The sequence below is a fragment of the Candidatus Nitrososphaera gargensis Ga9.2 genome (assembly GCF_000303155.1).
In the GTDB taxonomy this organism is placed as follows: domain Archaea; phylum Thermoproteota; class Nitrososphaeria; order Nitrososphaerales; family Nitrososphaeraceae; genus Nitrososphaera; species Nitrososphaera gargensis.
In genome coordinates, this window is sequence record NC_018719.1 from 1778312 (window position 1) to 1801643 (window position 23332).

Annotated in this window: 29 protein-coding genes and 2 tRNA genes; 18 read left to right on the top strand and 13 right to left on the bottom strand. The window is 50.5% G+C overall.

Annotated features, from left to right (window positions below):
* Positions 1-180: 180 nt before the first annotated feature.
* Positions 181-987 carry a proteasome assembly chaperone family protein gene (locus NGAR_RS10665; RefSeq protein ID WP_015019744.1) on the top strand — a complete coding sequence of 269 codons (807 nt, stop codon included), beginning with the start codon at positions 181-183 and terminating at the stop codon, positions 985-987.
* A 1-nt stretch (position 988) separates the two neighbouring features.
* Here the strand turns inward: NGAR_RS10665 and NGAR_RS10670 are convergent, their stop codons facing one another.
* The 3 genes from NGAR_RS10670 to NGAR_RS10680 all read right to left on the bottom strand — a co-directional run bounded on the left by NGAR_RS10670 (position 989) and on the right by NGAR_RS10680 (position 2661).
* Positions 989-1276, bottom strand: coding sequence for a single stranded DNA-binding domain-containing protein (locus tag NGAR_RS10670; protein ID WP_015019745.1), 288 nt, complete (start codon positions 1274-1276; stop codon positions 989-991).
* Between the two features lie 392 nt (positions 1277-1668).
* On the bottom strand, positions 1669-1950 hold the full coding sequence (locus tag NGAR_RS10675) for a hypothetical protein (RefSeq protein ID WP_015019746.1): 282 nt from the start codon (positions 1948-1950) through the stop codon (positions 1669-1671).
* Between the two features lie 105 nt (positions 1951-2055).
* The gene (locus NGAR_RS10680) at positions 2056-2661 is read right to left on the bottom strand and encodes a hypothetical protein (RefSeq protein ID WP_015019747.1); all 606 of its coding nucleotides are present in this window, start codon (positions 2659-2661) and stop codon (positions 2056-2058) included.
* Positions 2662-2767: 106 nt separating this feature from the next.
* Between NGAR_RS10680 and NGAR_RS10685 the strand changes: the two genes are divergently transcribed.
* Positions 2768-3139, top strand: a complete 372-nt coding sequence (locus NGAR_RS10685; RefSeq protein ID WP_228369157.1) for a winged helix-turn-helix domain-containing protein — start codon at positions 2768-2770, stop codon at positions 3137-3139.
* Between the two features lie 13 nt (positions 3140-3152).
* On the opposite strand, the gene NGAR_RS17635 is transcribed toward NGAR_RS10685, so the two are convergent.
* Positions 3153-3293: a hypothetical protein gene (locus tag NGAR_RS17635; protein WP_187147472.1), complete on the bottom strand. Its 141-nt coding sequence runs from the start codon at positions 3291-3293 to the stop codon at positions 3153-3155.
* Positions 3294-3397: 104 nt separating this feature from the next.
* On the opposite strand from NGAR_RS17635, the gene NGAR_RS10690 reads away from it, so the two are divergent.
* From NGAR_RS10690 to NGAR_RS10700, 3 genes are all read left to right on the top strand, one after another.
* Positions 3398-3545: transfer RNA gene (locus NGAR_RS10690), tRNA-Leu, on the top strand.
* A gap of 64 nt (positions 3546-3609) precedes the next feature.
* A complete protein-coding gene (locus NGAR_RS10695; RefSeq protein ID WP_015019750.1) occupies positions 3610-4101 on the top strand; it encodes a DUF192 domain-containing protein in 492 nt (163 codons plus the stop codon).
* A 37-nt stretch (positions 4102-4138) separates the two neighbouring features.
* On the top strand, positions 4139-4591 hold the full coding sequence (locus NGAR_RS10700) for a pyridoxamine 5'-phosphate oxidase family protein (protein WP_015019751.1): 453 nt from the start codon (positions 4139-4141) through the stop codon (positions 4589-4591).
* Here the strand turns inward: NGAR_RS10700 and acs are convergent.
* Positions 4588-6531, bottom strand: coding sequence for an acetate--CoA ligase (gene acs, locus NGAR_RS10705; RefSeq protein WP_015019752.1), 1944 nt, complete (start codon positions 6529-6531; stop codon positions 4588-4590). The genes NGAR_RS10700 and acs overlap by 4 nt on opposite strands.
* Positions 6532-6677: 146 nt before the next feature.
* Between acs and NGAR_RS10710 the strand changes: the two genes are divergently transcribed.
* The gene (locus NGAR_RS10710) at positions 6678-6938 is read left to right on the top strand and encodes a winged helix-turn-helix domain-containing protein (RefSeq protein ID WP_015019753.1); all 261 of its coding nucleotides are present in this window, start codon (positions 6678-6680) and stop codon (positions 6936-6938) included.
* A gap of 59 nt (positions 6939-6997) precedes the next feature.
* On the opposite strand, the gene NGAR_RS10715 is transcribed toward NGAR_RS10710, so the two are convergent.
* Positions 6998-7813, bottom strand: coding sequence for a CdvA-like protein (locus tag NGAR_RS10715; protein WP_015019754.1), 816 nt, complete (start codon positions 7811-7813; stop codon positions 6998-7000).
* A gap of 123 nt (positions 7814-7936) precedes the next feature.
* On the opposite strand from NGAR_RS10715, the gene NGAR_RS10720 reads away from it, so the two are divergent.
* Complete coding sequence (locus NGAR_RS10720; protein WP_015019755.1) at positions 7937-9586, top strand: FAD-dependent thymidylate synthase; 1650 nt, start codon at positions 7937-7939, stop codon at positions 9584-9586.
* A 56-nt stretch (positions 9587-9642) separates the two neighbouring features.
* Here the strand turns inward: NGAR_RS10720 and NGAR_RS10725 are convergent, their stop codons facing one another.
* On the bottom strand, positions 9643-9831 hold the full coding sequence (locus tag NGAR_RS10725) for a hypothetical protein (RefSeq protein ID WP_148681320.1): 189 nt from the start codon (positions 9829-9831) through the stop codon (positions 9643-9645).
* A gap of 233 nt (positions 9832-10064) precedes the next feature.
* Here NGAR_RS10725 and NGAR_RS10730 point away from each other — a divergent pair, with 233 nt between their 5' ends.
* From NGAR_RS10730 to NGAR_RS10770, 9 genes are all read left to right on the top strand, one after another.
* Positions 10065-10520 (top strand): hypothetical protein, encoded by a 456-nt coding sequence (locus NGAR_RS10730; RefSeq protein ID WP_015019757.1) that lies wholly within the window; start codon positions 10065-10067, stop codon positions 10518-10520.
* A 67-nt stretch (positions 10521-10587) separates the two neighbouring features.
* Complete coding sequence (locus tag NGAR_RS10735) at positions 10588-11211, top strand: 4Fe-4S dicluster domain-containing protein (RefSeq protein WP_015019758.1); 624 nt, start codon at positions 10588-10590, stop codon at positions 11209-11211.
* Between the two features lie 55 nt (positions 11212-11266).
* Positions 11267-13387, top strand: coding sequence for a cellulose synthase family protein (locus NGAR_RS10740; RefSeq protein WP_015019759.1), 2121 nt, complete (start codon positions 11267-11269; stop codon positions 13385-13387).
* A 177-nt stretch (positions 13388-13564) separates the two neighbouring features.
* The gene (locus tag NGAR_RS10745) at positions 13565-14239 is read left to right on the top strand and encodes a hypothetical protein (protein WP_148681322.1); all 675 of its coding nucleotides are present in this window, start codon (positions 13565-13567) and stop codon (positions 14237-14239) included.
* 6 nt (positions 14240-14245) lie between these two features.
* The gene (locus NGAR_RS10750; protein WP_015019761.1) at positions 14246-15883 is read left to right on the top strand and encodes a hypothetical protein; all 1638 of its coding nucleotides are present in this window, start codon (positions 14246-14248) and stop codon (positions 15881-15883) included.
* 154 nt (positions 15884-16037) lie between these two features.
* The gene (locus NGAR_RS10755; protein WP_148681323.1) at positions 16038-16295 is read left to right on the top strand and encodes a hypothetical protein; all 258 of its coding nucleotides are present in this window, start codon (positions 16038-16040) and stop codon (positions 16293-16295) included.
* Between the two features lie 5 nt (positions 16296-16300).
* Complete coding sequence (locus NGAR_RS10760) at positions 16301-16741, top strand: hypothetical protein (protein ID WP_015019763.1); 441 nt, start codon at positions 16301-16303, stop codon at positions 16739-16741.
* Between the two features lie 29 nt (positions 16742-16770).
* A complete protein-coding gene (locus NGAR_RS10765) occupies positions 16771-16953 on the top strand; it encodes a hypothetical protein (protein WP_015019764.1) in 183 nt (60 codons plus the stop codon).
* A gap of 160 nt (positions 16954-17113) precedes the next feature.
* Positions 17114-17335 carry a hypothetical protein gene (locus NGAR_RS10770; RefSeq protein WP_148681324.1) on the top strand — a complete coding sequence of 74 codons (222 nt, stop codon included), beginning with the start codon at positions 17114-17116 and terminating at the stop codon, positions 17333-17335.
* On the opposite strand, the gene NGAR_RS10775 is transcribed toward NGAR_RS10770, so the two are convergent.
* The 6 genes from NGAR_RS10775 to NGAR_RS10800 form a co-directional block, all read right to left on the bottom strand.
* Positions 17317-17391: transfer RNA gene (locus NGAR_RS10775), tRNA-Gly, on the bottom strand. The two genes, NGAR_RS10770 and NGAR_RS10775, sit on opposite strands and share 19 nt — an antisense overlap.
* 47 nt (positions 17392-17438) lie before the next feature.
* Positions 17439-18059 carry a hypothetical protein gene (locus NGAR_RS10780; protein ID WP_015019766.1) on the bottom strand — a complete coding sequence of 207 codons (621 nt, stop codon included), beginning with the start codon at positions 18057-18059 and terminating at the stop codon, positions 17439-17441.
* Positions 18060-18113: 54 nt separating this feature from the next.
* Positions 18114-19112, bottom strand: a complete 999-nt coding sequence (hemB, locus tag NGAR_RS10785) for a porphobilinogen synthase (RefSeq protein WP_015019767.1) — start codon at positions 19110-19112, stop codon at positions 18114-18116.
* Positions 19090-20412 (bottom strand): glutamyl-tRNA reductase, encoded by a 1323-nt coding sequence (hemA, locus tag NGAR_RS10790; protein ID WP_015019768.1) that lies wholly within the window; start codon positions 20410-20412, stop codon positions 19090-19092. Before hemA ends, hemB begins: the two co-directional genes overlap by 23 nt.
* Positions 20409-21086 carry a precorrin-2 dehydrogenase/sirohydrochlorin ferrochelatase family protein gene (locus tag NGAR_RS10795; protein ID WP_015019769.1) on the bottom strand — a complete coding sequence of 226 codons (678 nt, stop codon included), beginning with the start codon at positions 21084-21086 and terminating at the stop codon, positions 20409-20411. Before NGAR_RS10795 ends, hemA begins: the two co-directional genes overlap by 4 nt.
* Before the next feature lie 82 nt (positions 21087-21168).
* Positions 21169-21834, bottom strand: coding sequence for a transcription elongation factor Spt5 (locus NGAR_RS10800; RefSeq protein ID WP_015019770.1), 666 nt, complete (start codon positions 21832-21834; stop codon positions 21169-21171).
* Between the two features lie 252 nt (positions 21835-22086).
* Between NGAR_RS10800 and NGAR_RS10805 the strand changes: the two genes are divergently transcribed.
* Positions 22087-22539, top strand: coding sequence for a hypothetical protein (locus NGAR_RS10805; protein ID WP_148681326.1), 453 nt, complete (start codon positions 22087-22089; stop codon positions 22537-22539).
* Between the two features lie 29 nt (positions 22540-22568).
* Positions 22569-23330: a D-aminoacyl-tRNA deacylase gene (locus NGAR_RS10810; RefSeq protein ID WP_015019772.1), complete on the top strand. Its 762-nt coding sequence runs from the start codon at positions 22569-22571 to the stop codon at positions 23328-23330.
* The last annotated feature ends 2 nt before the right edge of the window (positions 23331-23332 follow it).

The window sequence follows — 23332 nt, forward strand, 5'->3', positions numbered from 1 at the left end:
TTAATTCTCTCATGGTGAGATATTTCGGGTCAGCTGAATTTTGTTTAATTAATGTCAAATATAAGAATATTCGCCTAAATTGGACAATTATGAGTAGCAAAAATGTAAACGCGTGTGCCTTCCCAATCGTGCCGTGGCCGTGGAAAAGCTTTAAAGCGCATCAGTGAGCTCTCAAGCTCTGTGTCCGTTCGAGAGATCAAGTTTGTGTATTCTTCTCCAGACCGGCCCAAGCTCAGGTCGCCCCACCTTGTGTGCGGCTTTCCGGGCAGCGGCTACGTTGGCAAGCTGGCAGTCGACCATTTGATACAAGAGCTGCCTGCAAAGCACCTTGTCGATATCTACTCTAGCTCGTTTCCACCGCAGATCATGATCAGGACCGACGGCACGGCCGACCTGATGAAGAACAGCATTTTCTGGTGGCAGGGAGAAGAAGGTCAAGGAGGAACCGACTTGCTGTTGCTGACAGGCGACTCGCAGCCGTCAAACCCCGACTCGGAATACGCGCTGGCAGAAGAGGTGTTGGGAATAGCGGCGCAGTTTGGCACACAGCAGGTGTTTACACTTGCCGCTTATATCACCGGCGTTTTTGTCGACAAGCCCAAAGTCTTTGGCACCGCTACCGATCTGGAAACTGTCAAAGAGTTCGTAGCGCACAACATTTCAACGATGGATAGTGGGAGCATAACTGGCATGAACGGGCTCATAATCGGCATTGCAAAGCTGCGCGATATGAAGGGAATATGCCTGCTTGGCGAAACATCAGGCTACGTGGTTGATGCCAAGGCGTCAAAAGCCGTGCTTGAGACCCTGCTTGGGATAATTGACATCAAGGTAGACATGACGAATTTGGAAAAACGCGCAAAAGACACTGAAATGCTGATCCACACAATAGAGCAACAGATGCTTGCCAGCAGAGGAGGTGGCGGCAAGTCGCTTGAAGGCCAGCAGCCGCCGCAAAAGCCGCGGGATACTGGCTACATCAGCTAGGCTAGAGCTTTGTCATCTTGCCGAACTTGCCGACGCTGAGACTGTTTTCGCCCTTGAAAGTGTTGATGTAGCCGTTCTCTATAGAGATCCTGTCGCCTGCCTGTATCTTGTTGATGTCGTCGCCCCACAGCGAAAGCTTGATCTTTCCAGATTCGTCGGAGATTATCGCATCGGCTACCGTGTTGGTGCCTCCTGCCTTCAGGTTGACTGTGCGGGGCTCGCCCACGCTCTCTACCTTGGCTACAACACTTACGTTGCGCATTCCAGCCTTAAGCTCGCTTATCTTCATGTTTTTTGCTAGAGGTGCATCTAATAATAAAGGTTAGGATTTGGCAAAAAGAAAAAAGATTGTAGGGTGGTGAAGAGTGCAGGAGCTTGGTTTTTCTCTGCTTCAATTATTTTGTAGGCAGTAGTAGCAATTCCGGGCTGTGCGAAACCAAATGGGTGACGAAGACCTATTGGGCCTCATATGATCGAACCTACAACAGCCTCCAGCGTTGAGTTCATTGGCTGTGATGTATGTAGCATTTCACCGTTTCCTGCGTCAACTATTACCTAATAGATTCTGTTGTCGTTGTTGACGACGGTAAAGCTGTACACCAAAAAGCCGCTAATGACTCCTAGGTTTCCGTTCAGGACTCGTCCTCCGCCATTGACTGAATCTGCAGCTATTGTGGCAGCTTATGTGAATGACACTTGTGCGCTGGACAGGATCTGGTTTGCAACTTGTTCTGTAATATTCACCGAACCATCAATATCCAGAAGTGAAAGCATTACATCCATAGCAGGACGTGCCATTACTGACCAAGTTACATTTTTGGTAGCGGTTTCGCTGCTGTCATTGTCGTTATCTTGTTGTTCTTGCGCTTCTGCTTTGTACAATAACTCGCCTGCAGTCACTGCCACAGCAACAGCGGCCAGCATAGCTATGACATGTATCGGTTTGAGTCTTGTGTCCGACATATCTTTTGTCGGCGTGGTATATGGCCCAATTGTATTTATACCGTGTTATTTTTGTCTCTATATCAGGAAATTTTTGTCATTCATGAATCGAGAATGTGAATGTGTTCATGTCGGCGTTTTCGGTTGGGCTGCTGGAGTACCTTCTGTAAACTCGGGTGCAAGATAATATTTCACAGAAATGTCTTTTGGCAAGGCTTCTATTTTCGCAGAGTATTCGTTGAGAGGCTTTAGATGCAATGTTGCTGTTGGTCTTTCTGCAATGTCGGCTGCATATCCTTCAGGTAACCACCGCACCACACCAAATTTTACATCTCGATATGATGCTGGTTGTAGCTGACTGGACGCTACGCGATCGTTTACTCCCGCTGCATATGCCATGTACACAGAAGCAAATGCTCCCATAATCATCAGCGTTGCGGTTATCCACATCATTCTTTTGCCCTTGCTCTCCGATCTGTCGGCGGGAAGATCGTTCTGCGAGGGGTTGAGAAACATAATGACGTCCCTCTTCCTATCTTTTGCCAATTCCAGCATCTCATTGCTAAAACCTTCATTGGTAGCAACTATGAAGTTTGCTCGTTTCAAGTCTGAAATGGCGGATAATGCAAAATCGGAAGAATCGTCAGGGGAACCCTCCACGATCTTTGACTTGCTGAGTGGAACAGTAGATTTCAGGAGGATACGCAGGATTGCAAGCTCGTACTGGTTCATAACCTAGGATATTAGTTAGTAGTATTTATCGACGTTTATTTCAGTACTTCATCTATTTAATGTCAATAGAAACAGACAAATAATACTTAATGTCTATCTAACCGTGTTGGAAGACAGGTCTTCTACCACTACTACTGATCTGGGAACGTTGGCTAGAACTATATCATCAAGAGCAGTTGCCCAGATACTGGACTTTTTCCTGGATCACAAAGAATTCGATTATTCTCCAGCAGAGATTGCCAAAAAGACAGGCCTTTCGTTCAGGACGATTTTTAGAGAGCTTCCTATGTTGGAGAAATATCAGCTCATCTACAACAGCCGCAAGATCGGCAAGACAAACATGTACAGGCTCAATACAGATTTTAGGGCAGTGTCGCTTCTAGAGCAGTTTACGCTTGAAATGGCGCAGGTCAAAGTAGATCATCATAATGACAGCAAAGGCAAGACTGAAATTAATACAAACATTATTGAAGAATAATGGCACACGCCGGTCACATAGTAGTCACTACTAGCGAGTACCCGCAGTCGGTGCAGACCAGCTTTGTGCCAGCCACCGTCTTTTCACGGACTTCGTGCACCGTCTTTGAATGGCATTTGATGCACAGCCTTGACACGGTTTCTGGCTTGGGCATATATGTGCTAGCACCATTGTATACAGACAAAGCAAAATTTAACCTTTAAAGCCACAGGCTGCCGCAACTATGAAATAAGGTTCCACGGACATGACCGGTGGGCCGGAGGGGTAGCGAAGCCTGGTCAAACGCGCAGGACTCAAGATCAATGAATGCGCACGGCACAGCACATTTCTTCTCGCCACATTCAGAACAGCGAGATGAGTGATCCCGTCCCTTAGGGGTTCGTGGGTTCAAATCCCACCCCCTCCACCTTTTTTTACTAAAAAGCACAAGGTTCAAATTATTTTTAGGACGCGTGTATGTATGCTGCACAATGGCGCGCAAGTCGACGGTGCTGATACCGGTCATAATCGCCGCTGTTGCAGTGGGCGCACTCGGCATAGCGTTTGTCCCGCCCGAGATCAGGGACAGGGATACTGCCTTTCCAAAAGGCACTGTGAGGATCGACGACAACGTCATAACTGTAGAGATAGCAGAGACCGCTGCTGAACAGCAGAGGTGGATGACATTCAGGCAGGACAGGCTGCCGCTTGACACCGCGATGCTGATCAAGCACGACAAGCCAGACCTTTACGAAGTGTGGATGCTCAATATCGAGTACAACCTTGACCTTATCTGGTTTGACGAAAATGGCAACGCTGTGTACTTGAAAAAGGACGTGCCACCGTGCACCAACGTCGTTGAAACCGTCAGCTGCACATACAAGACCACAAAGAGGGCGCTTTACGTGATGGCCGCCACTTCGGGCTTTGTAGACGAGCACAACATCGACATAGGCTCCAAAATGACAATCATTTCTGCCTAGCTTGCTTAATTAATGGCTACCGCCCAGTGTTATGTTGTTGAGGTTCACGCTTGCAGACAGGGCCGCCAAGCCGCTTGACGAAGGCGAGCTGTCAGATTTGCTAAACAAGCCTAACATCCTCCGGCTTGCAATGATCGATGCGCGTGACGGCATGCCGCTTGTACATCCAGTGTGGTACTACTATAAAGACTGGAAATTCTTTGCAGCCGTTGACAGGGACGGGGCGAAGGCGCGGTCGCTCCGCAAGAACCCAAACGTGTATTTCCTTGTCGATATTGATCCTGACGACAGCCCGCCGCGCGGGGTTCGCGGCAAAGGCGTTGCGCAGGTTATCGACGATCCTGATTATGCAACAAAGGTTACCGCCCACAATGTGCTCAGGTACCTAGGGTCGCTTGAAGGCAAGGTGGCGCAAAAGCTCATCGAGATGAGCAAGGACTCTAGCGTCGTTGAAATAACACCGCGCTATATGGCCACTTGGAAGTTCTAGGAGCGCACCACTTTTTTCAAGTCTTCGTAGGCTTGCTTTACTTCATCGATAGCAGCCCCGTCTTCAAGCGTGGTGATGTCGCCTATCTTGTCGCCACATGCAATCGATTTTAGGAGCCGGCGCATTATCTTGCCGCTGCGGGTCTTGGGGAGCTTGTTCACGAAATATACTTCGTCCGGCGTGGCGATAGGCCCAACGGTATTCCTGATGTGTGCTACGATCTCTGTGCGCATGTCGTCAGAATGCGTAAAGCCTTCTTTTGGCACCAAGAACGCGATTATCGATTCGCCCTTGGTGTTATTGGGCTTGCTGGTCACGGCCGCTTCGGCTATGGCCTTGTGAGAGACAAACGCGCTTTCAAGCTCCATCGTACCTAGCCTGTGGCCGGCTACCTTGAGCACGTCATCTGCCCTGCCCAGCAGCCAGAGGTAGCCATCCTGATCGATCATCGCATAGTCACCTGGGTAGTACATGCCGGCGAACTTGCTCCAGTATACCTGCTTGTATTTTTCGTCGTCACCCCAGAGCGTCAGCAGCATCCCCGGCCACGGCCTGCGCACCACGATGTAGCCTTTTGTCCCCGGCGGGACAGGCTTGCCGTTTTCGTCGACTACTGCCGCGTCGACCCCGGGCACAGGGAAGGTCGCCGAGCCGGGCTTCATTGGGATCGTCTCAATGCCTGTGCACATGCTGAGCATTATACCGCCGGTCTCTGTCTGCCACCAGGTGTCGACTATGGGGCAGATCTCTTTTCCTATCGTCTTGAAATACCACATCCAGACCTCCGGGTTGATGGGCTCGCCCACGGTGCCAAGCAGCCTGAGCGAAGAGAGGTCAAACGAGTTTGGGACTACGTCGCCGTACTTCATGTACATGCGGAGCGCAGTCGGCGTCATGTACAGGATGGTTGCCCCGTGCTTTTCCACGATGGCCCAGTACCGGTCTGGCCTTGGGTGGTCGGGAGCGCCTTCATACATTATCTCTGTCGCGCCATGCATCAGCGGCGCGTAGACGATGTAGCTGTGGCCTGTAACCCAGCCAATGTCAGCAGTGCAGAAAAAGATATCCTGCTTGTTAAAGTCAAATACCCACTTTGCAGTAGCGTACAGGTGCGTAAGGTAGCCGCCGGTTCCATGCATTACACCTTTGGGCTTGCCTGTCGTGCCGGACGTATACAAGATGTAGAGCGGGTGGGTGCTTTCGACCGGCTCTGGTGGGCAGTAGGTCTTGGCGCCTTCCATCAGATCGTGCCACCACAGATCCCTCGGCCCCATCCCGACCTCGTTGCCGGCGCGCTTTAGCACAATGACATGATCGATCGACTGGATCGAGGGCAGCGACTCGTCTACCACTTTTTTCAGCTCGATCAGCCTACCCTTCCTTACACCGCCGTCAGCGGTGATGATTATCTTGGACTGTGCGTCGTTTGCCCTGTCTACCAGCGCCTGCGAAGAAAAGCCAGAAAATACAACAGAGTGGATCGCGCCTATCCTTGCGCACGCAAGCATCGCAATGGGCAGCTCTGGCACCATCGGCATGTATATCGTCACCCTGTCGCCCTTGCCGACGCCCAGGCTCTTGAGGACATTGGCAAACTTGTTCACCTGCCGGTAAAGCTGGAAATAGGAAAGGGTCCTTGTCTCCCCGCTTTCACCCTCCCATATTATTGCAGTTTTGTTCTTTGTATCTGTCTTGACGTGCCTGTCAAGGCAGTTGACAGACGCGTTGAGCTGGCCTCCGACAAACCATCGGGCAAACGGCGGCTTCCAGTCAAGCACCCGATCCCATTCTTTGAACCACACCAAGTTTCTGGCCTGCTCTGCCCAGAATTTTTCCGGCTCTGCCAGCGCCTCTTTTGAGACCTTTTCAAGACGCCTCCCTGGCGTGACGTTTACCTTGATTCTGCCACTCTCTTCATATAGCTTTGAAGGGCTCGACAAACACTATGAGAAAACGAAAACCTGTCTTTAAAGCATTTGTTTGATTCTTCCTTGCATGCGCAAAAAACTAAGACAGATTTCAGAAGTTTCTTAGTAAAGAGTCTGCCGATATATTAAAAATCAAGAAAAATTACTGCTATCATAGTTTGAAGTACAGAAGCAGAACAGAAATAGTAGCAATGATCCTAGAGGCAGCGAACGGCGGAGCCACAAAGACGAAAATCATGTACAAAGCTTTTCTAAGCTATGCGCAGCTGAGAGAGTACCTATCGGTACTCATCGAAAATGGCCTGCTCGAATACATGGAAGGGACACAGACGTACAAAACGACAGCAAAGGGCCTGAACTTCCTAAAGATGCACAGCGAAATAGGAGAGCTCCTGCAGACGACGGTCAGGGAACGCTGACCTCTCTAAATTTTTTGAAAACAAGAAATTGACCGGACCACGTCCGGTCCAGCAAAAATTTATTTTGTGATTACTTGGCTGAGCCAGCTTGTCTCGGACTGCTGTTCTGCTCCGTTGGCAGACAACATGGCAGGCTTTTCTCCTTCTTCACCTGCTGTTGCGGTGGTCACCTGCTGGACTGGAGATATTTCATCGGCAGCTGGTTGGCTTGGCTCGGCTGCTGGAGCTTCTTCTCCCTTTGCAGAAGCGGCTGCCTGTTCGGTAGTAGCAGCTGCAGTAAGGTTTTCAAGTGTGTTGGCGGCCATCTTTGCCCTGACGTTGCCGATCTCTGTCCTTTCGTTGTTGATGTGCTCTATCAGCTCGTCCGTCTGGACCTTGATCTGCTGGTAGGTCTCCTCCTTCATCTCGTTGCTCCTGAACTGCAGTTTGGCGTCAAACAGCACGGCCTTGATGTTCCTGGCCTCTGCGTCAAGCTCTGCCAACCTGGCGTTCAGCGCGTCATTGACCTGCTTTTCATTGCCTTCGAGCTCGGCCAGCTTTTTCTCGTACTTTATGTAAACCAGTTCTGCGTCTTCCTTCATAGAGTCATTCTCGGCAACGATCTCCTGCAACGCCTTTATCCTCTTTAGCGTCAGTGACTTTTGCCTCAGCAGCCTCTGCGCGTCCAGCCTCCACTTTGGAATGAAGAATACGTAATCACCCTGGATCACGAGCTGCTCGTAAGGCAGTTGCTTCAGGCCGCCAGAGCCGGTGTCGACCCCGACAGTCTCGATCTCGCCGTCTATCTCGGTTATTATACCGACTACTCTTCCGATGTAAGTACCATAGATGTCTTTGACCTGCTTGCCTACAAATCCGAGCTTTTCTTCGCTCATGCGAATCGTTGAGCAAGATGGTATAATGATAACGGTGTCAAAATAGTTGCATTATTTAGTAAGAGCAATTTTGCTATTCCCTGTTGCGCAACTTTTTATTGAACATGCTTGCGGCTAGTTCTATTGTCGTTTGACAGCAGGGTCTTTCTGGATAGTTTTACAGAAGAGGAAAAGGCCGAACTAAAGGGCCACTTCTCAAATGCTGACAGGGCTGTTTTTGCGATAATCACCCCCAAACAGGTCGATAGGGGGGCGCTCATGTCGCGCTACTCTCGCACAGACAAGACCATGCGGAGGGTGTTTCTGGACGAGTTTGCAAAAAACCCGAACAGAGGCGAGGAGTTTTACAGGCGTGTCCTCCTAGAGTACGGCGACGACTCGGTAGCCGAGCTGGGCGAGGCGCAGGTTGCCGTCGAGGGCATTTCCAACATTGCAGCAAAAAAGATAGAGGATCGCAGGATCGGCCTCTCATACTTGGAAAAGTCGTCTCGCTACGTGGCGTTTGATCAAAAGGTTGGCGGCAGATACTACCGCTACGTCAGGGAGGAGAGCATCATGGCGTCGCCTCACGCTGATAGATACATCGAAGCGTGCGACCACTCGTTTGACACATACAGCAGGAGCATCCAGCCCCTGCAATCATTTTTGAAGGAGAGGGAGCCTATCGAGCGGTTCAGTTTTTTCAACTCGGATTTACAAAAGGAAGTGCCTTTTGGTCAGCTAAAATCGGACAAGGACATCAAGGCCGCAGAGCGGATCTACAACGTAACGATAAAGGCAAAGGCGCTCGACCTTCTCCGCGGGCTCTTGCCTGCATCCACCATGACAAACGTGGGCATAACAGGCAACGGCAGGGCGTTTGAATATTTGCTGACGTTGATGTACGGGTCAAAGCTCAAAGAGATCAGGTCGATTGCCGACCAGCTGTTTGGTGAGCTGAATGCTGTCATTCCCTCCTTTATAAGGCGCGCAAATGACAGATACGGCCAAGCCCTGCAGGAATATGTTTCAAAAACTGAAAATGCGATAGGCAGGCTTGCCAAGGGCTACCTATCAGGAGTCCCGCCGGAGGACAGGCCAGAACTTGTAAAGCTGCTTGACTTTGAGGACAATTCCCAAGTCGAAGTAAAGGTTGCTTCTGCGATCCTGTACGAGCAGGCGCAGGGCCAGTCGCTCCAAAGGATAACAAATTATGTCAAGTCGATGCCAACTGAGGAGCGGCACAAGGTCATCAGGACATACACCGAATTTCGCGCCAACCGGCGGCATAGGCCAGGTAGAGCGTTTGAAATGGTCGACTATACCTTCGAATTGTTCACCAACTTTGGCATGTTTCGCGACCTGCACAGACATAGGGTGCTCACGATGGAGCGCCAGTTGCTGTCTACAAGGCACGGCTACGACCTGCCGCAGGAACTGATCGATGCGGGTCTGGACAAGGGCTTTGTCGAATGCATGGACCTTGCAAAACAGGTCTATGAAGCAATGGCAAAGACGATGCCCGAAGAAGCGCAGTATGTCGTCAATTTCGCGTACCGCTATCCCTACTTCGTAAAGATGAACCTGCGGGAGGCGTGTCATATGATAGAGCTCCGCACGGCACCGCAGGGTCACCCCGACTACCGCCTAGCATGCCAGAAAATGTACAGCGAAATCAAAAGAGTCCATCCAGTGCTAGCGGAAGGTATCAAGTTCGTCGACATGAATAAGTACCAGCTAGAAAGGTTTGACGCAGAGAAAAAGACCGAGAAAAAGAGGCAGCAGATCGGCTAGATGCTATATTAGAAAGGTACCTGCATAGTCGGCAGGTGAATCAATGGTCAGAAGATTTAGTAGTTGTATATATTGAATATGGCAAAGTTCTTTGCCTTTTGCCTTGTCGTGCCATAGACTACAAACGCGGTTGCAAGCGCAGCTATGACAAACATTGCCCAAGAAAGACTTGGTTCTGTAGTGCTGCTAGCACCACAAGGCATTGTGCATGCAGGATGGCCGTATGCCTCATTCATAAGCGCCATTTGCACTGTAAAGGCAGAAGCTACTGCAATTAGTGTTGGTGCCAGCTTAGCCAACTACTTCTATATATGCAACAATAGCTATTTTTCTTTATCATCGGTCGTTGAGCGATTGAATACAAGTATAGGTTCAGTGCGACCAATATCTGGTTTTTATCACCATTACATGGTGATAAACGTCATTATTGACCAATGTTTATATATCACCAGTAATTACCATTAAATGGCAATCAAAAATGGTCGATACCAAATCACCATCAAAGGACGAAACAAGAGCAAGCGACATATACGACACCATGAGGGACAACCTCATAAGAACAGTAGACGAATTTGCAAAGGTTCAGCCGCAATATTCACAATCAATCTCTAACCTCCAGCTGGACTACATCCAGACAACCAAGAACATGATCCAGACTGCATTTGCAGCACAAAAGCAGTATGCAAGCATCTGGAACATCCCATCAGTGCCGTACGGCGACCTGTTCACAAGACAGTCAAACGAAATGACAAACAACGCAATTAGGTCTGTCGGCATCAACAACCAGCTGACGATCAACGCGCTGGATGCGGCAAGGGAGAACCTGAAGATCTACAACAGGACAGTCGACGCAGTGACTGACTTTTCCACCAATGTCGCAAAGGCGTGGACAACGTTCTTTGCGCAACAGCAAGCACAGTTTACAAGGCAGTAAAGAACCTGCCCTTTTCTTCCTTTCTTTTTGGCATAGTTAATAAATAAGTTAGAGTCCATACTATCTCGTGACTGCCACCGTAACCGAGTATGTGTGCGAAGACTGTGGCACCCTTCTGCGCCACAGCAACCCTAACACGCTAGAGAGCATGAGGGATGTTCACAATCAATTATGCATTGTTAAAAGGCAAAAGACGATGGCTGCCCAGGCGGCCGTGCCAAAGCCGGCCGCAGCTCCAGCTGCGCCAGCAGCCGTATCTCCAACAGCTGCCGCTCCGCCACCTGCGATTCCGGCAGCTCCAAGCGCGCCAGCGGCAGGCGGTCCTACCACAATTTCGCTATCAGGCACCGGCACAAACTATGGCAAGGTTGAAGGCCCGATTGATCCCAAGTTTAAAGAGAAAAGACAACAGGTTGGCACATATCAGGGAATCAAGGTTTGGGGCCCATATGATGCTCCCGGACAGCTTGGCATTTGGGGCGACTATGTTTGCATCGACTTTGATATATGTGTGGCAGACGGCGCGTGTATTGAAGCATGCCCAGTCAACGTGTATGAATGGCTCCAGACTCCAGGGCACCCAGCCTCTGACAAGAAGGCATTTATGATAAGAGAAAAGGACTGCATATTCTGCATGGCGTGCGAAAACGTGTGTCCTCCGCAGGCAGTCAAGATATTCAAGAAGAGCTGACCGCAAGTACCTATAAATAGATAGAAGGGTATCACTCGTTCCGAGAGCTGATACCATGTACGGTCCGGGCCCTTTTCTCTACGTATTGTTCTTGATGATCGGCTGGATCATGATGATATACACGCTCAACTTTTACTACCTTGCATACCAGTCACGCAATAACATCAGGCACAACAAAAAGATGCGCCAAAAGACAGAGCTGCCGCCTAACCTGCCGGTGGTTACAATACAGCTGCCGCTGTACAATGAAAAGTACGTGGCAAGGCGCCTGATAGACGCGGTTTGCCGGATGGACTACCCAAAGGACAAACTGCATATACAGGTGCTTGACGACTCCGACGACGACACCATCGACCTGATAAAATCCATAGTGGACGACTATAGGTTCAAGGGGTTTGACATTGTGCATATGCACAGGACTGATAGGTCCGGCTACAAGGCTGGCGCGCTCAAGGCGGGCATGAAGCACGCCAAGGGCGAGTTTATCGCGATATTTGACGCCGACTTTATACCGCCTGCGTCGTTCCTAAAAAGGGCGCTTGGGCACTTTTTCACTGACAAGAGGCTCGGCCTTGTGCAGTGCAAGTGGGGCCATGTCAACGAAAACTACTCTACCCTGACAGAAGCCCAGGCAGTGTCGCTTGACCTGCACTTTTTGATAGAGCAGAAGGCAAAGAGCCTCAGCCATCTCTACATGAACTTTAACGGCACGGCTGGCATATGGAGGACGGCGTGCATCAACGACGCGGGCGGCTGGCACACTACCACACTTGTTGAGGATCTCGACCTCAGCTACAGGGCTCAGATGAAAGGCTGGCGCTGCCTCTTTCTGGAGGATCTTGAGGTTGATGCCGAGCTGCCGGTGCAAATGAACGCTGCAAAGCGCCAACAGTTCCGCTGGGCCAAGGGCTCGATACAGGTGGCGCTCAAGCTGCTAAGCGACCTGATGCTCCACCGCCGGGTGCCAGTAGACACCAAGGCCCAAGCGTTCATACAGCTTACAAGGCATGCCGTCAACCCGCTCTTTCTTGCGCAGTTCCTGATATTCCCCATGCTCCTTGCAATGAGCGCTAATTCTTATGCCGTGGGCTGGGTCCCGCTCATCTCTGTTGTCATGTACATAATGATGGGGCCGGGCGGATACCTGCTTGTCATAAACCAAGCCTGGAACGGCGATCCAAGGATGCTTCGCGAAAAGGCAAGGCAGTTCTTTTTCCTGATGTTCTTTGCGTCAGGAATATCCGTCAACAACACCGTGGCAGTGTTCGACGCGGTGTTTGGCAAAAGGAACGAATTCCTGCGCACGCCCAAGTTCGGCATCGTGAACAAGGATGATGACTGGAGGAACAAAGAGTACGTTCTTCCCTTCACAAAGACCACGCTCCTTGAGATATTCTTTGCAGTCTATGGCTGCATGGCGGTGTTCATCTCGCTTGCCTCCGGCAATGCCGTCTATGCACCTATGATAGCCGTCCCGACGATAGGGTTCATCTATGTCACGTACCTGAGCATAGTGCACTCTTCATTTCGGAAAAAGAAGAGCGACACGCGTGGTACCTACGCCCCGGCCATTGCTGCAGGCAAGCATCATAATAATAACAATCTTGACAGCGGCGCGACAATGGCTGCTGCAAGCGTCATCACCCATACGAGAGTCGTGAACCGGCAAAAGGTTGTGCTTGCTGGGGTGCTTGCATTCCTGATCATGGGTGCAGGAATGGCGTACTATGGCTACCAGACCACGCTGTATCATGTCAACAAGGCGATAGGGTTCGTTGCGCGAGCCCAGACTGCCCAGACGCCAGAGCAGCTGGCAGAATACATCAAGCTGGCAAAAATCGAGCTGATGCCTGTCAAGGGCAACAACCCTGTCTGGCTCTTTCCAACCGCCAGAACGGACTTTGGGCTTATCCGGGAGAACCTAGATGGCATCCTGTTGAGGGCCGAGTCTGCCTCGGCAATGGTCCCGCACAGCGAGCAGTACAACATGGCAATGAGTGACATGCACAAGTCAGCAGAGAGGATCAACCTTGGACTCATGGAGGCGATCCCCTACATGTACATCAGCATCTCTAATCTTGTGATGGCCGGCCTATGGGTGGCAGCCATCATTGCCATATTTGCGGCCATGAGAAGGGCGAGGACAAGAAGAGTGCAGATAGAAAAAACAGTTTGAGGTCAGATACCCTAGTACTTTCATCACAAAGCAGAAAGAGTATTCATCATCCCGTGAGAAAGGAGTGCACTTTACAATATTAACTCTTTGGATTGCCCACATGGTTTAAAGAAATTTACTAAAACTGCTGCTCACTATCACGTCGGGATTTAAATAACAATTTTGACCCTCTACCTCATGACCGCGGAGGAAAAACTGGTCAAAAGAATCCTTTCTGCGGGGTCGGCCGGCATAAAAAAGACCGATCTGCGCAAGGAACTTGGGGACATCGACGCCGCGCTGGAAAAGGTCATCAGCAAGGGCGAAGTTTTCGTTGACAAGCGCGCCGGCGCTTACTATTGCTTCCACAAGACGCACTACATCCAGAGCCTGCTCAATTCCGACCCAAGATTCAAGCTGACGTACGACATGATACAGTCGTTGCAAGCGTCAGTCAGCAGCTCAAATAAGGAGCTTGCGCACACAGTCGAAACACTCGCAAATAACATTTCCAACCTTGCAAGGTTCGTGCTGGAAATAAAGAATGACCAGCAGTCATCGCTCCACCAGCAGATGCTTGCAACAACAAACAACGTTCCAATACCCACAGCTCCAAGAAGGACGATGAGCGTTCATGATTTCAAGGAAGAGTTTGACGTCGCACTGGCCAACTCTGGTTCGTCGATAGGCTGGGTTGAACTTGCCAAGCTGAGGAATGAGCTGTGCGATAGGTGCAACATCACTTCAGACGAATTCTACAGGCTCGTCGGCGAACTGACCAGCATGCATCAGGACAGGTACGAGCTTTCTACCGGAGGCGGAGAAGGCGTGATGATAAGAGGACTCCTCCATGGATTCGTGAGGTGCATATAATACAAAATGTACCCTTACAAACTGGATCGCAACCCATACCCGAGCAGCCCGACTCCGACTCTCATTGACGCCCAGATACTTGGCGGCAGGAGGCACAAGGATGCCAAGGCTGCGCTACTGTCCTGCATTTCCGATCTTCATTCAAAGGTAAGCGCAGGGACTGCCACGGACAAGGATTTCCGCCTTGTGACTGTGATACAGGATGTGGGATCCGGCAAGACGCACTTGGCGCTCCACACAAAGGGGCTCAAGGAGGTGTCTGACAGCGCAGTGGTATCGTACGTCGACCTTTCGCAGATATCGCCACGCAACATGCACAGCCTTTACAGCGCGATGCTTGCCGGCTTTACAGACGAATATGCAACAAGGCTGAGGCAGGCGGTAGTCGACTACCTCCGCGAAAAGGCTGAGCGCAACATCGGGAGCGCGAAAAAGATATTCAACTATGGATTTATGGACTCGCTGACTGGCAAGAGTCTTGCAGACAAGGCTGCTCAACTCTTGCGAAACGAGTTGGTGCCCAACTATACCGCGATCACCGACACACTTGGCAAGGAATTCTCGCCGGTAGAGATCGCGATACTGAAGCTTGTCATTGAAGGCAAGTTCAGGGCTGACGAGCAGAATGTCGCAACTCTTGAAGACATCATCGCAAGCCTGGCAGCCCTTGCAAGCCTGAACCTAAAGTTCCTGCACAGACTGACTCTGTTCCAGATTGACGAGTTTGACGCAGACAGGGAATCAGTCGAGTTCGTCAAGGCGGTGATCAACGCACACCTTCCGGCGACTGCCCTGATGCTGATATTCACGCCCTCGTCGTACGACGACATACGCAGGTCGAACGTTTCCGTGTTTGACAGGCTGGAAAAGGCAAACTACAAGGTCGATATTGCCGGCTCTAATACGCTTGAGGAGATAATGGACATCGTGCTTGAATACATCAGACACTACGATGCAACCAAGAGCTTTGCAGAAGATCAGGAACGCGACCTGGCAGCAAAGGTCAAGGTGATCTATGACGAATTCCCAGATTTCCGTAATGTGCGCTCGATGCTCAACATAATGTACCACGCCACAGAGAACGCGGCCAAGCGCGACATCGCCACAATAGATGAGCAAGCGATAGACGACACGATAAAGAACGTCTACCCTGGCCTCAGGATAAGGGGCAGCGTGATGGACGTGCCCATCTCGGACTTTATCAAGATCAGGCGCAACTGCAACGACATATCTATGCTTGAATCAGGCGTCAGGAATGCAGTCAAGGACCTTGTCAACTATGCCCACGAGGTGGGAGTGGTAGCAAGGCCGCACTCAACGGATGCCAAAGGCAACGGGATCGACGTCATGTACAGCGACCCGTACGGGACCAAGGTCGCCGTGGCAGTCGTGATAAACAAAGACCACGCAAAGAGCTTTGAGCAGATATCAAACACGCTCAAGTCGACAGGCTTTGTTGACAAGCTGGTGATACTGACAAACGCCAACACCACCGGCGGCACCAACGGGAGCACGCTGGTCAACATTGACAGGTGCAAGATGATAGACCTGATCTACTTTAGCAACAAGTACAAAAACAATGAGATGCAGCAAGACGATTCGCAGCGTGCGATTCTGCTAGCAAAGTCGATAAGGCTTTGCTAGCATTCCTGATCCTTTTACTTTTTTCATTAAAAACCTGTGATGCTGGAATAGCAGCATGGCATCCATGACCATTGCTTTTTGTCAGATGCATAAAAACAGTTATTAACTTTTGATAAAGAGCCCTGCTTCAGAGCGTGAAAACAAAAATTCTTTTATGAATGAGCTGCCATTGATTGACGTGGGAGAAAGCGGGACAAGCGATGATCCGCGTTTTCAGTGCAACATATGTGGTAATAGGGCTGACTTTGTAGTGCAGCTTGAGCTGGTCAAGGGGAACATGAAATACAACGCTCTGCACACCGAGCAGATGCCGTTCTACCTTTGCAAGGCTCACGAATATGTCTACAAAAAGATGCAAAGGAGCATAGAGCTTAAAGATTATTTCACAGAGACAATAAAGGAAAACCAGTAGAAAAGATGCCTAAGAGAAACTTTAGCACGCTTGAAGAGTTTAAGGCCAACCTCCACCGGGAGGGTGCCACGCTCGTCGAGTTCTCTGGTTCCAAAGTGCCCTGCATACTGCTAAACCAAAAAGAGTACGAAGAAATGCTGCAAAAGGTGTATGGCAAAAAGGTGCGGGCAGACACACTACTTGACATCTTTTATGACGGGCAGGACGTCTTTGTAGATGTCCAGATAAAGTTCCTTGATACTGACTTTGAGGAGAACTATTTGTTGTATGCAAACAACATGATCGAGTTTTTCGAGGCACTGGCAGAGAGCGGCCTGATCTCGCTTGCGCCCGACTCGTCTACATATACAAATTCGCAGAACGTGTTCATGATCCAGCTACCAAAAAAGGACGCGGCAGAAAGGGCGCTTGAAATAATCAGGACAAACGCTAAAAAGCACGGTTAATAACACGCTCTTGCCAATTCTAGCTGCTGATGGCCGTTGAACGCAAGAAGGAGGAACCGACAAAAGACGACCAAGGAGTGCCGCCAGAGATCGACACCCACTACCAGATGTACGGCAAGCATGCTTGGGAGGTCGAGTATGGCGAGAGGTGCCCGGCTTGCAACAAGAGGATAGATGAATTCGGCTTTTGCGCCTGCGGAAGCAGCCAATAATATATGATATTTAAAAATTATAGTAGATCTAGACAATTATTGTATTCATCTTATATCAGATGTTAGGCTACAGCAGATATGATATGGACAATCGTCTGGATAGTTTTGGGGATCATAGTGCTGATAATCCTGCTCAGAGTGCTGTTTGGGCTGATCTAAAATGATGGACAAGTTTATCGACCGGTTGATGGAGAGCGCGGCTTCGGCATATGCGCCGCGGCTGGAAGAGATGACTCGGGCAAGAAAGGCCGAGCTTGAGGAAATAAGGTCAAAGGTGAAGACGAGTCCTGATCAGGTAGAAGCGTGGTTTGATAAGGAAATCGAAAAGCTGCAGAAGATGGATGTCAAGGAAATCATGAAGAATGCGACGGCCGGGATTTGAACCCGGGTTACCAGATTGGCAATCTGATGTCCTAGACCAAACTGGACGACCGTCGCATGCAAACTCTATCGATACTGCAACGTTATTTAAAGCGTACGTGCTGCTATATGAGCAGAATCAACGTGGAATATCCTCTACTTTCGGTTACATAATCGCCTTCAACCTCTTCTACCACTGCCGTGAGGGAGATAAGGTCGTGCTTTTGGCAACCCTTGGCGTCAATGATGACATAGTCGTCAAGGATGTCTGCTCCCTTCATGCTCTCTTTGCTCAACGAGAAATTGACCGGCGAACTGGCGTTGACAAGCAAGAGCTGGTCTTTATGGTAGTTGCCCACACGCGCAAGCCGGCCCGGCCGAGGCATCGCCCTGATGTTCATCCTTATCTCGCCAACAGGATGTGTCGTATAACGCTTCATCTTGTTTACAAATATGTCAAAGTTGAAGGGGTAGCCGGCAGTGCTCTCTGCCATCTTGTTCACGCCGTCGTTCATGACAATGTCTACCTTTTTGATCGTGTTGCCGTATTTCACTATCCAGTCGTTGGTCGTCTTGACGATGCTGCTTATCGCAGCCTTCCTTCTTGCCGTCTCCTGTTCACCCAGCTGGTAGCGGTCTACCCAGTCCATGTAGTCGCGGCTGATGTCTGTAATGAATTCGGTGCAGGTATTCTGGTAGTCCTCGATACTTGTGGCCCGCTCTGAACCAGTGTCTGTGGCAAACATCCAACATGTTGGTAGCACATGCCATCATAAAAACGTGAACTATTACTACTACTGTTACCTAGAAAGCAACTCTGCCATCTTTTTGGCCTGATAAGTTATGATCACATTGGCGCCGGCCCGCTTGATAGATGTGAGAAACTCGGTCATTACTGCGTTCTCGTCCACCCATCCGTTCATGGCGGCCGCCTTTATCAACGCATACTCGCCAGAGACGCTGTAGGCGCATATCGGCAGGTTGGTTGCCTGCCTTGCCTTGTAGATAAGATCAAGGTAGGGTATGGCCGGCTTTATCATGACGATATCAACGCCCTCTGCAATGTCTGTCTCTATTTCCCGCATCGCTTCTTTTGCATTTGAAAAGGGCATCTGGTACGTGCATCTGTCGCCAAACTCTGGAGCCGAGTGAGCGGCATCCCGGAAAGGCGCGTACAGCGGGGATGCCTGTTTTGCCGAATAGCCCATTATCGCTACCTCTGAAAATCCAGAAGCGTCAAGGCCCTTGCGTATCGCCTGCACCTGCCCGTCCATCATGGCAGATGGCGCAACAATGTCCGCGCCAGCCTTTGCGTGGCTGACTGCAACCTTTGCAAGTGTGTCGATGCTCCTGTCGTTGTCTATCTTTTTGTCAACTACTAGCCCGCAGTGCCCGTGCGTCGTGTACTGGCACAGGCAGACGTCAGTCACTATCGCCACCTTGTTGCCAAACTGCTTGCGTACAAGTTCAACCGACTTTTGGACTATGCCTCTGTCATCAAAGGCTGAAGTTGCTTCTGCGTCTTTATGAGACGGCAGGCCAAAGAGGATTATTGCGGAAATGCCAAGATCCATGATGCGCTCAACCTCGCCAGCGAGCCTTGAGAGTGGCAGCCTCTGGATATCCGGCATCGAGCCGATTTCTTCGGGCTTTTTCAGCCCTTCCTGAACAAATACTGGTGCTATCAGGTCCTTGGCTGAAAGGCGTGTCTCCTGAAGGAGATCCCGTACTGCCGGAGTGGTCCTCAGGCGCCTGAGCCTGACGTTTGGAAAAGCGTTACTGTTGCTGCTTTTCTTCATACTTGAACAACTTGGCTACTATTTTCATCAGCTCTTCGCTTTCACCTTCCTCTGTCACCTTTCTAAGGTTGTTCATGGGAGTCGAAAGGATGCCCTCGACAATAGCGTACGAAAGCTGTTCCACGATCTTGGTTTCTTCTGGCCCAAGCTTTTTGCCAAGCATCGCCAGCGCCTTTTTCAATTCGCGCTCCCTTATTGTATCGACGTTCTTGAACACTGATACGACTACCGGCTCGGCCTTCATCCTCTTCATCATCATATCGACCGACTTCATTTCGTCTTCGATCAGCTTTTCTGCCGAACTTATCTCCTTCATGCGGGAGCGCATGTTCTTGCCAACAAGCTCTGCAATCTGGTCCATGTTTACGAGCTTGACGCCGTGGATAGTCGCGACCTTTTCATCGACCGTCCTCGGGTTCGAAAGGTCAAAGATCATCATGCCTTGGCGCCTGTTGTTCTTCATGGCGTTCTCTATCCTGTTAAAAGTAAGAAGGCGGTACGGCGCAACAGTGGCAGTGAATATCAAGTCGACCTTGCGCAGCATTTCCAGCGCGCTGTCAAACGGGATTGGGGTTCCAGCGACCGTCTCGGCAAATGACCGGGCCCTTTCGGGAGCCCTGCTTGTAACCATAAAGTTGACATTGCGCTTTTTGAGCACCTTTGCCACAAGGCTTGCCGCCTCGCCAGTGCCTATCAGCATTATTGTCTTGCTCTTTAGGTCGTCAAAGTATTCCTCGGCAAGGTTCACCGCTACAGAGGCGATTGAAACGTTGCCCCTGTTGATGCCAGTAGCAGTCCTGACCCTGCTTCCAACCTTGAGTGCCCTGTCAAATATCAGAGACAGGTTTGCGCTTGCATAGCGGCCAGAGCGGGAGAATTCTACAGCGCGCCTTACTTGGCCCAGTATCTGATCCTCGCCCACTACAAGCGAGTCAAGCCCTGACGTAAGCTTCATCAGGTGCATTACCGCTTCTCTGCCCCTGCTGACTTCGACGTTTGCAAAGTCCTTTTCTGGCAGCCCGACGGCTGAGGCCCACTCCTCAAGCAGCCTGCCCTCGTCTGGATTCTTGGACGCTGCAAACACTTCGATCCTGTTGCACGTCTGCAGGATTACACACTCTTCAAAGCCTGCCTTTTTCAGGAAAGCCTTGTGCGCGCCATCAATATCCTTGAATGTAAATTTTTCAAGTAGGTGGATGGGCGCATTGCGATAAGTGACGCGTGCATTGACGATATGAACTGGCGCGACTGTTGGTGATGATGTTGGTGATGGTGCGGCCTTGATAGCTGCCGTCGTCATTTTGTGCTTTTCCTCTCCCATTTTTGCAACAGCTCTAGCGTCGCGCTTTTAGCATCTTCAATCCTGTCTTCCTTAATAAGGTTCTGGATTCGCTTGTCCTTTATCAAAGAATAGAGAAACTCCTTGCGCTCTCCCACGGTCTTGATCCTTGGCCGCGCGGCCTGCCTAGCAAACTCTTGCAGTTTTGCGTTCTCGATGTCTGCCTTTTTGATTATCCTGCGCAGCACCCGCTCAGCCCTGATCCTCACCTTGCGCGCCATTATGGGGCTCTTGCCAGAGGTAGAGATCGCGACCTGCATCACGCCTTCAATGTTGACAATGGAAGCGTAGGAAAAGTCGCTGACCTCGGGATCGTCTGCAGCATAGACGAACGCGCCCATTGACCTACCTTTTTCAACTATCATGCGGTTCAGCTCGCGGTCGTTGGTCGCCGCAAGCACCAGAAACACGTTGTCGTCGCTGTAATTATCCAGAATCTTGGCGTCGCAGAGCTTTGCCTTGACAAGCTCGATCTTGCCAAGCGCCGCCTGGTCTGATAGAAAGCGGTTAACCCTGTTGCTGATCACGATTATCTTGCAGCCCTGCCCAAGCAGGCCGCGTACCTTTCTGACGCCCTCTGTCCCGCCGCCTATCACTATGGCGCGCTTGCCCTTGACGTTCAGATCAACAATCAATACTATATAACACCGGCCAGAGAGACAGTGGAATTTTCCTACTTTTCTTTATTTAATCGTTCAGTTAGGGTGCAGGAATTGCCTAGTGCGCAATCTTTTTGAGGTAGTTTGCGTCAACAGTTACCGGTATCTGGTAAGGCGAATCGAGCAGAACTACTGTCGCCTCCTGCCTCTCATAGTCGACTCTAGTTATCTTGGCCTTCATGGACTTGAACGGGCCGGCAATGACTTCGACCGTGTCATCAACGTTAAGCTCTGACACCATCGGCTTTTTCACCAGGTACCCTTCGATATCCTTGAACGGCAGGTCGCCCCTTATCTGGCCACGGACGTGCCTTATCCCTGCAAGCGCTTCGTATGCTACGTTAGAGTCCGGAGCCTCGACAATGATGTAACCCTTAAAGCTGTCAAGCACCATGACCGAGCGGATCCCTATCTTTTTGGCGTTCACCCTTACCTGAATCTGGCCTGCCACGACACGCTCCTGTCCGCCTGTCGTGCGTATGGCAAAGAACTTGGAGTCGCTTGCTGGCGCCGCCTGTTCTGCTGGCGCAGGCGCCGGAGAGGCTGCCGCTGATTCGGCTGTTGTTGTTGGCATTTGCTCCTCTTCCGGCTGTGCCGCCGCCTGCTCGGCAGGCTCTGGCGCTGCCTCTGACTCCTCTATAGAATCCTGATTATTGTCATCATCAAATTTGATATCCTCAAAGCCCATTTCTTCCTCTGGGGCATCGTCTACCCTATCGCTCATTTTGTTAGGTATGCGGAGGTCTGATGCAATTTATAAATTTACTTAGGTGGAATAATGCTAAAATTTCCATTGATAGAGGCAGGAGGGCTAAACTAGTTAGTATCTAGCATGTGTCTGAAAATTGTAACCAAGGGCTCAAAAGCGACTGTCATAAGTAAGCAAAGATACAATAGTTCGTATGCCCTTCCAACGCTGTGAAGGTCGGTCTTAATTTCCTGATCATTGGCGGCGCCATATTGGCTGTGGGGCTGATTGTTGCATAAATTTCCGTCTTTAGCGTCACCAGAGGTTCTGGAAGGATCGATTATCATTGACGAGACGTCGCTGGAGCCTAACCTTTCGATTGCGGCAGAGATGGTCGACCTGCCTGCAAGGCAACAGCTTCTGCTATCGCTTGCGGGCAACCCTCCTGATGTGCCGCTTCAGGCCAGGATAACTGGGCCGAATGGAGAGACGCTGGTATTATACAACGTAACCAACACCCTGTTTTCCAGTACGACAGTGACCGTTTCAACTGGCAATCACACGCTGGAAATAAAGAATGCCGGGTCCCGGCCTGTTACAGTTAGCGGCGCATTGCTGATCTCTCCAATTGGCCAGCAGGACGACGGTAGCATTGAAAATGATGATGTGTTGCATGAGACAAGGCTAAAATTACAATTGTTCGCAGGCACTCTGGATTGGATAATAACCATGTTCTCGTAGCCTCTAGCCAAGATCTCGCAGGGGTGACAATGGCCGATTACCTCAAGAATAGCGCGGGCTTTGCAAGCGACGACGATGGCAAGTCCTACAGGTCACCGCGCCACAAAAACGTCCAGCTCCATGTCGCTTCTGGCAGCCTGCTCACCTTGGAAGACCTTGACAGGGACTATCCTGACGCCAGCTCGTTCATTTTCCTCTCAAAACACAGATCAGACAGCCAGATCCCTACGCTCACCTGCCACTGCACAGGCAACTTTGCCGACAACTCCTATGGCGGAAATCCAAGGGAAATTGCAATATCGTACCCAAGCCTGCAGAAAGGATACCTAAAGGCGATAACTGCCGCCAGGCACAAGGTGCCGGAATACGACATTATCATAGAGGCGACCCACCATGGCCCAACGTCATTGAAAAAGCCCATCCTGTTTGTGGAGCTGGGCTCGTCAGAAAAGCAGTGGGGCGATAGAAACGCTGCAGGAGTGATATGCGAGACGTTGCTTGGCCTGCTCGATAGGGGCATTGAGCGCTGCAATAAAGTGGGAATCGCGCTTGGAGGCACGCATTACCCTACCAAGTTCAACAAGCTGCTGCTGGAGTCCGAGTTTGGCCTTGCAGCGGTAGCATCAAAGCACAACCTTGAAGCGATTGACGAGCAGATGCTGGACCAGATGATTGAAAAGAGCGTGGAGAAAGTAACGCACATCGTTGTTGACGGCAAGGGCCTTGGAAGCCAGAAGGACAGGATAATCAAGATGGCAGAAAAAACAGGGCTTGGAATCCACAAAGTCTGAAT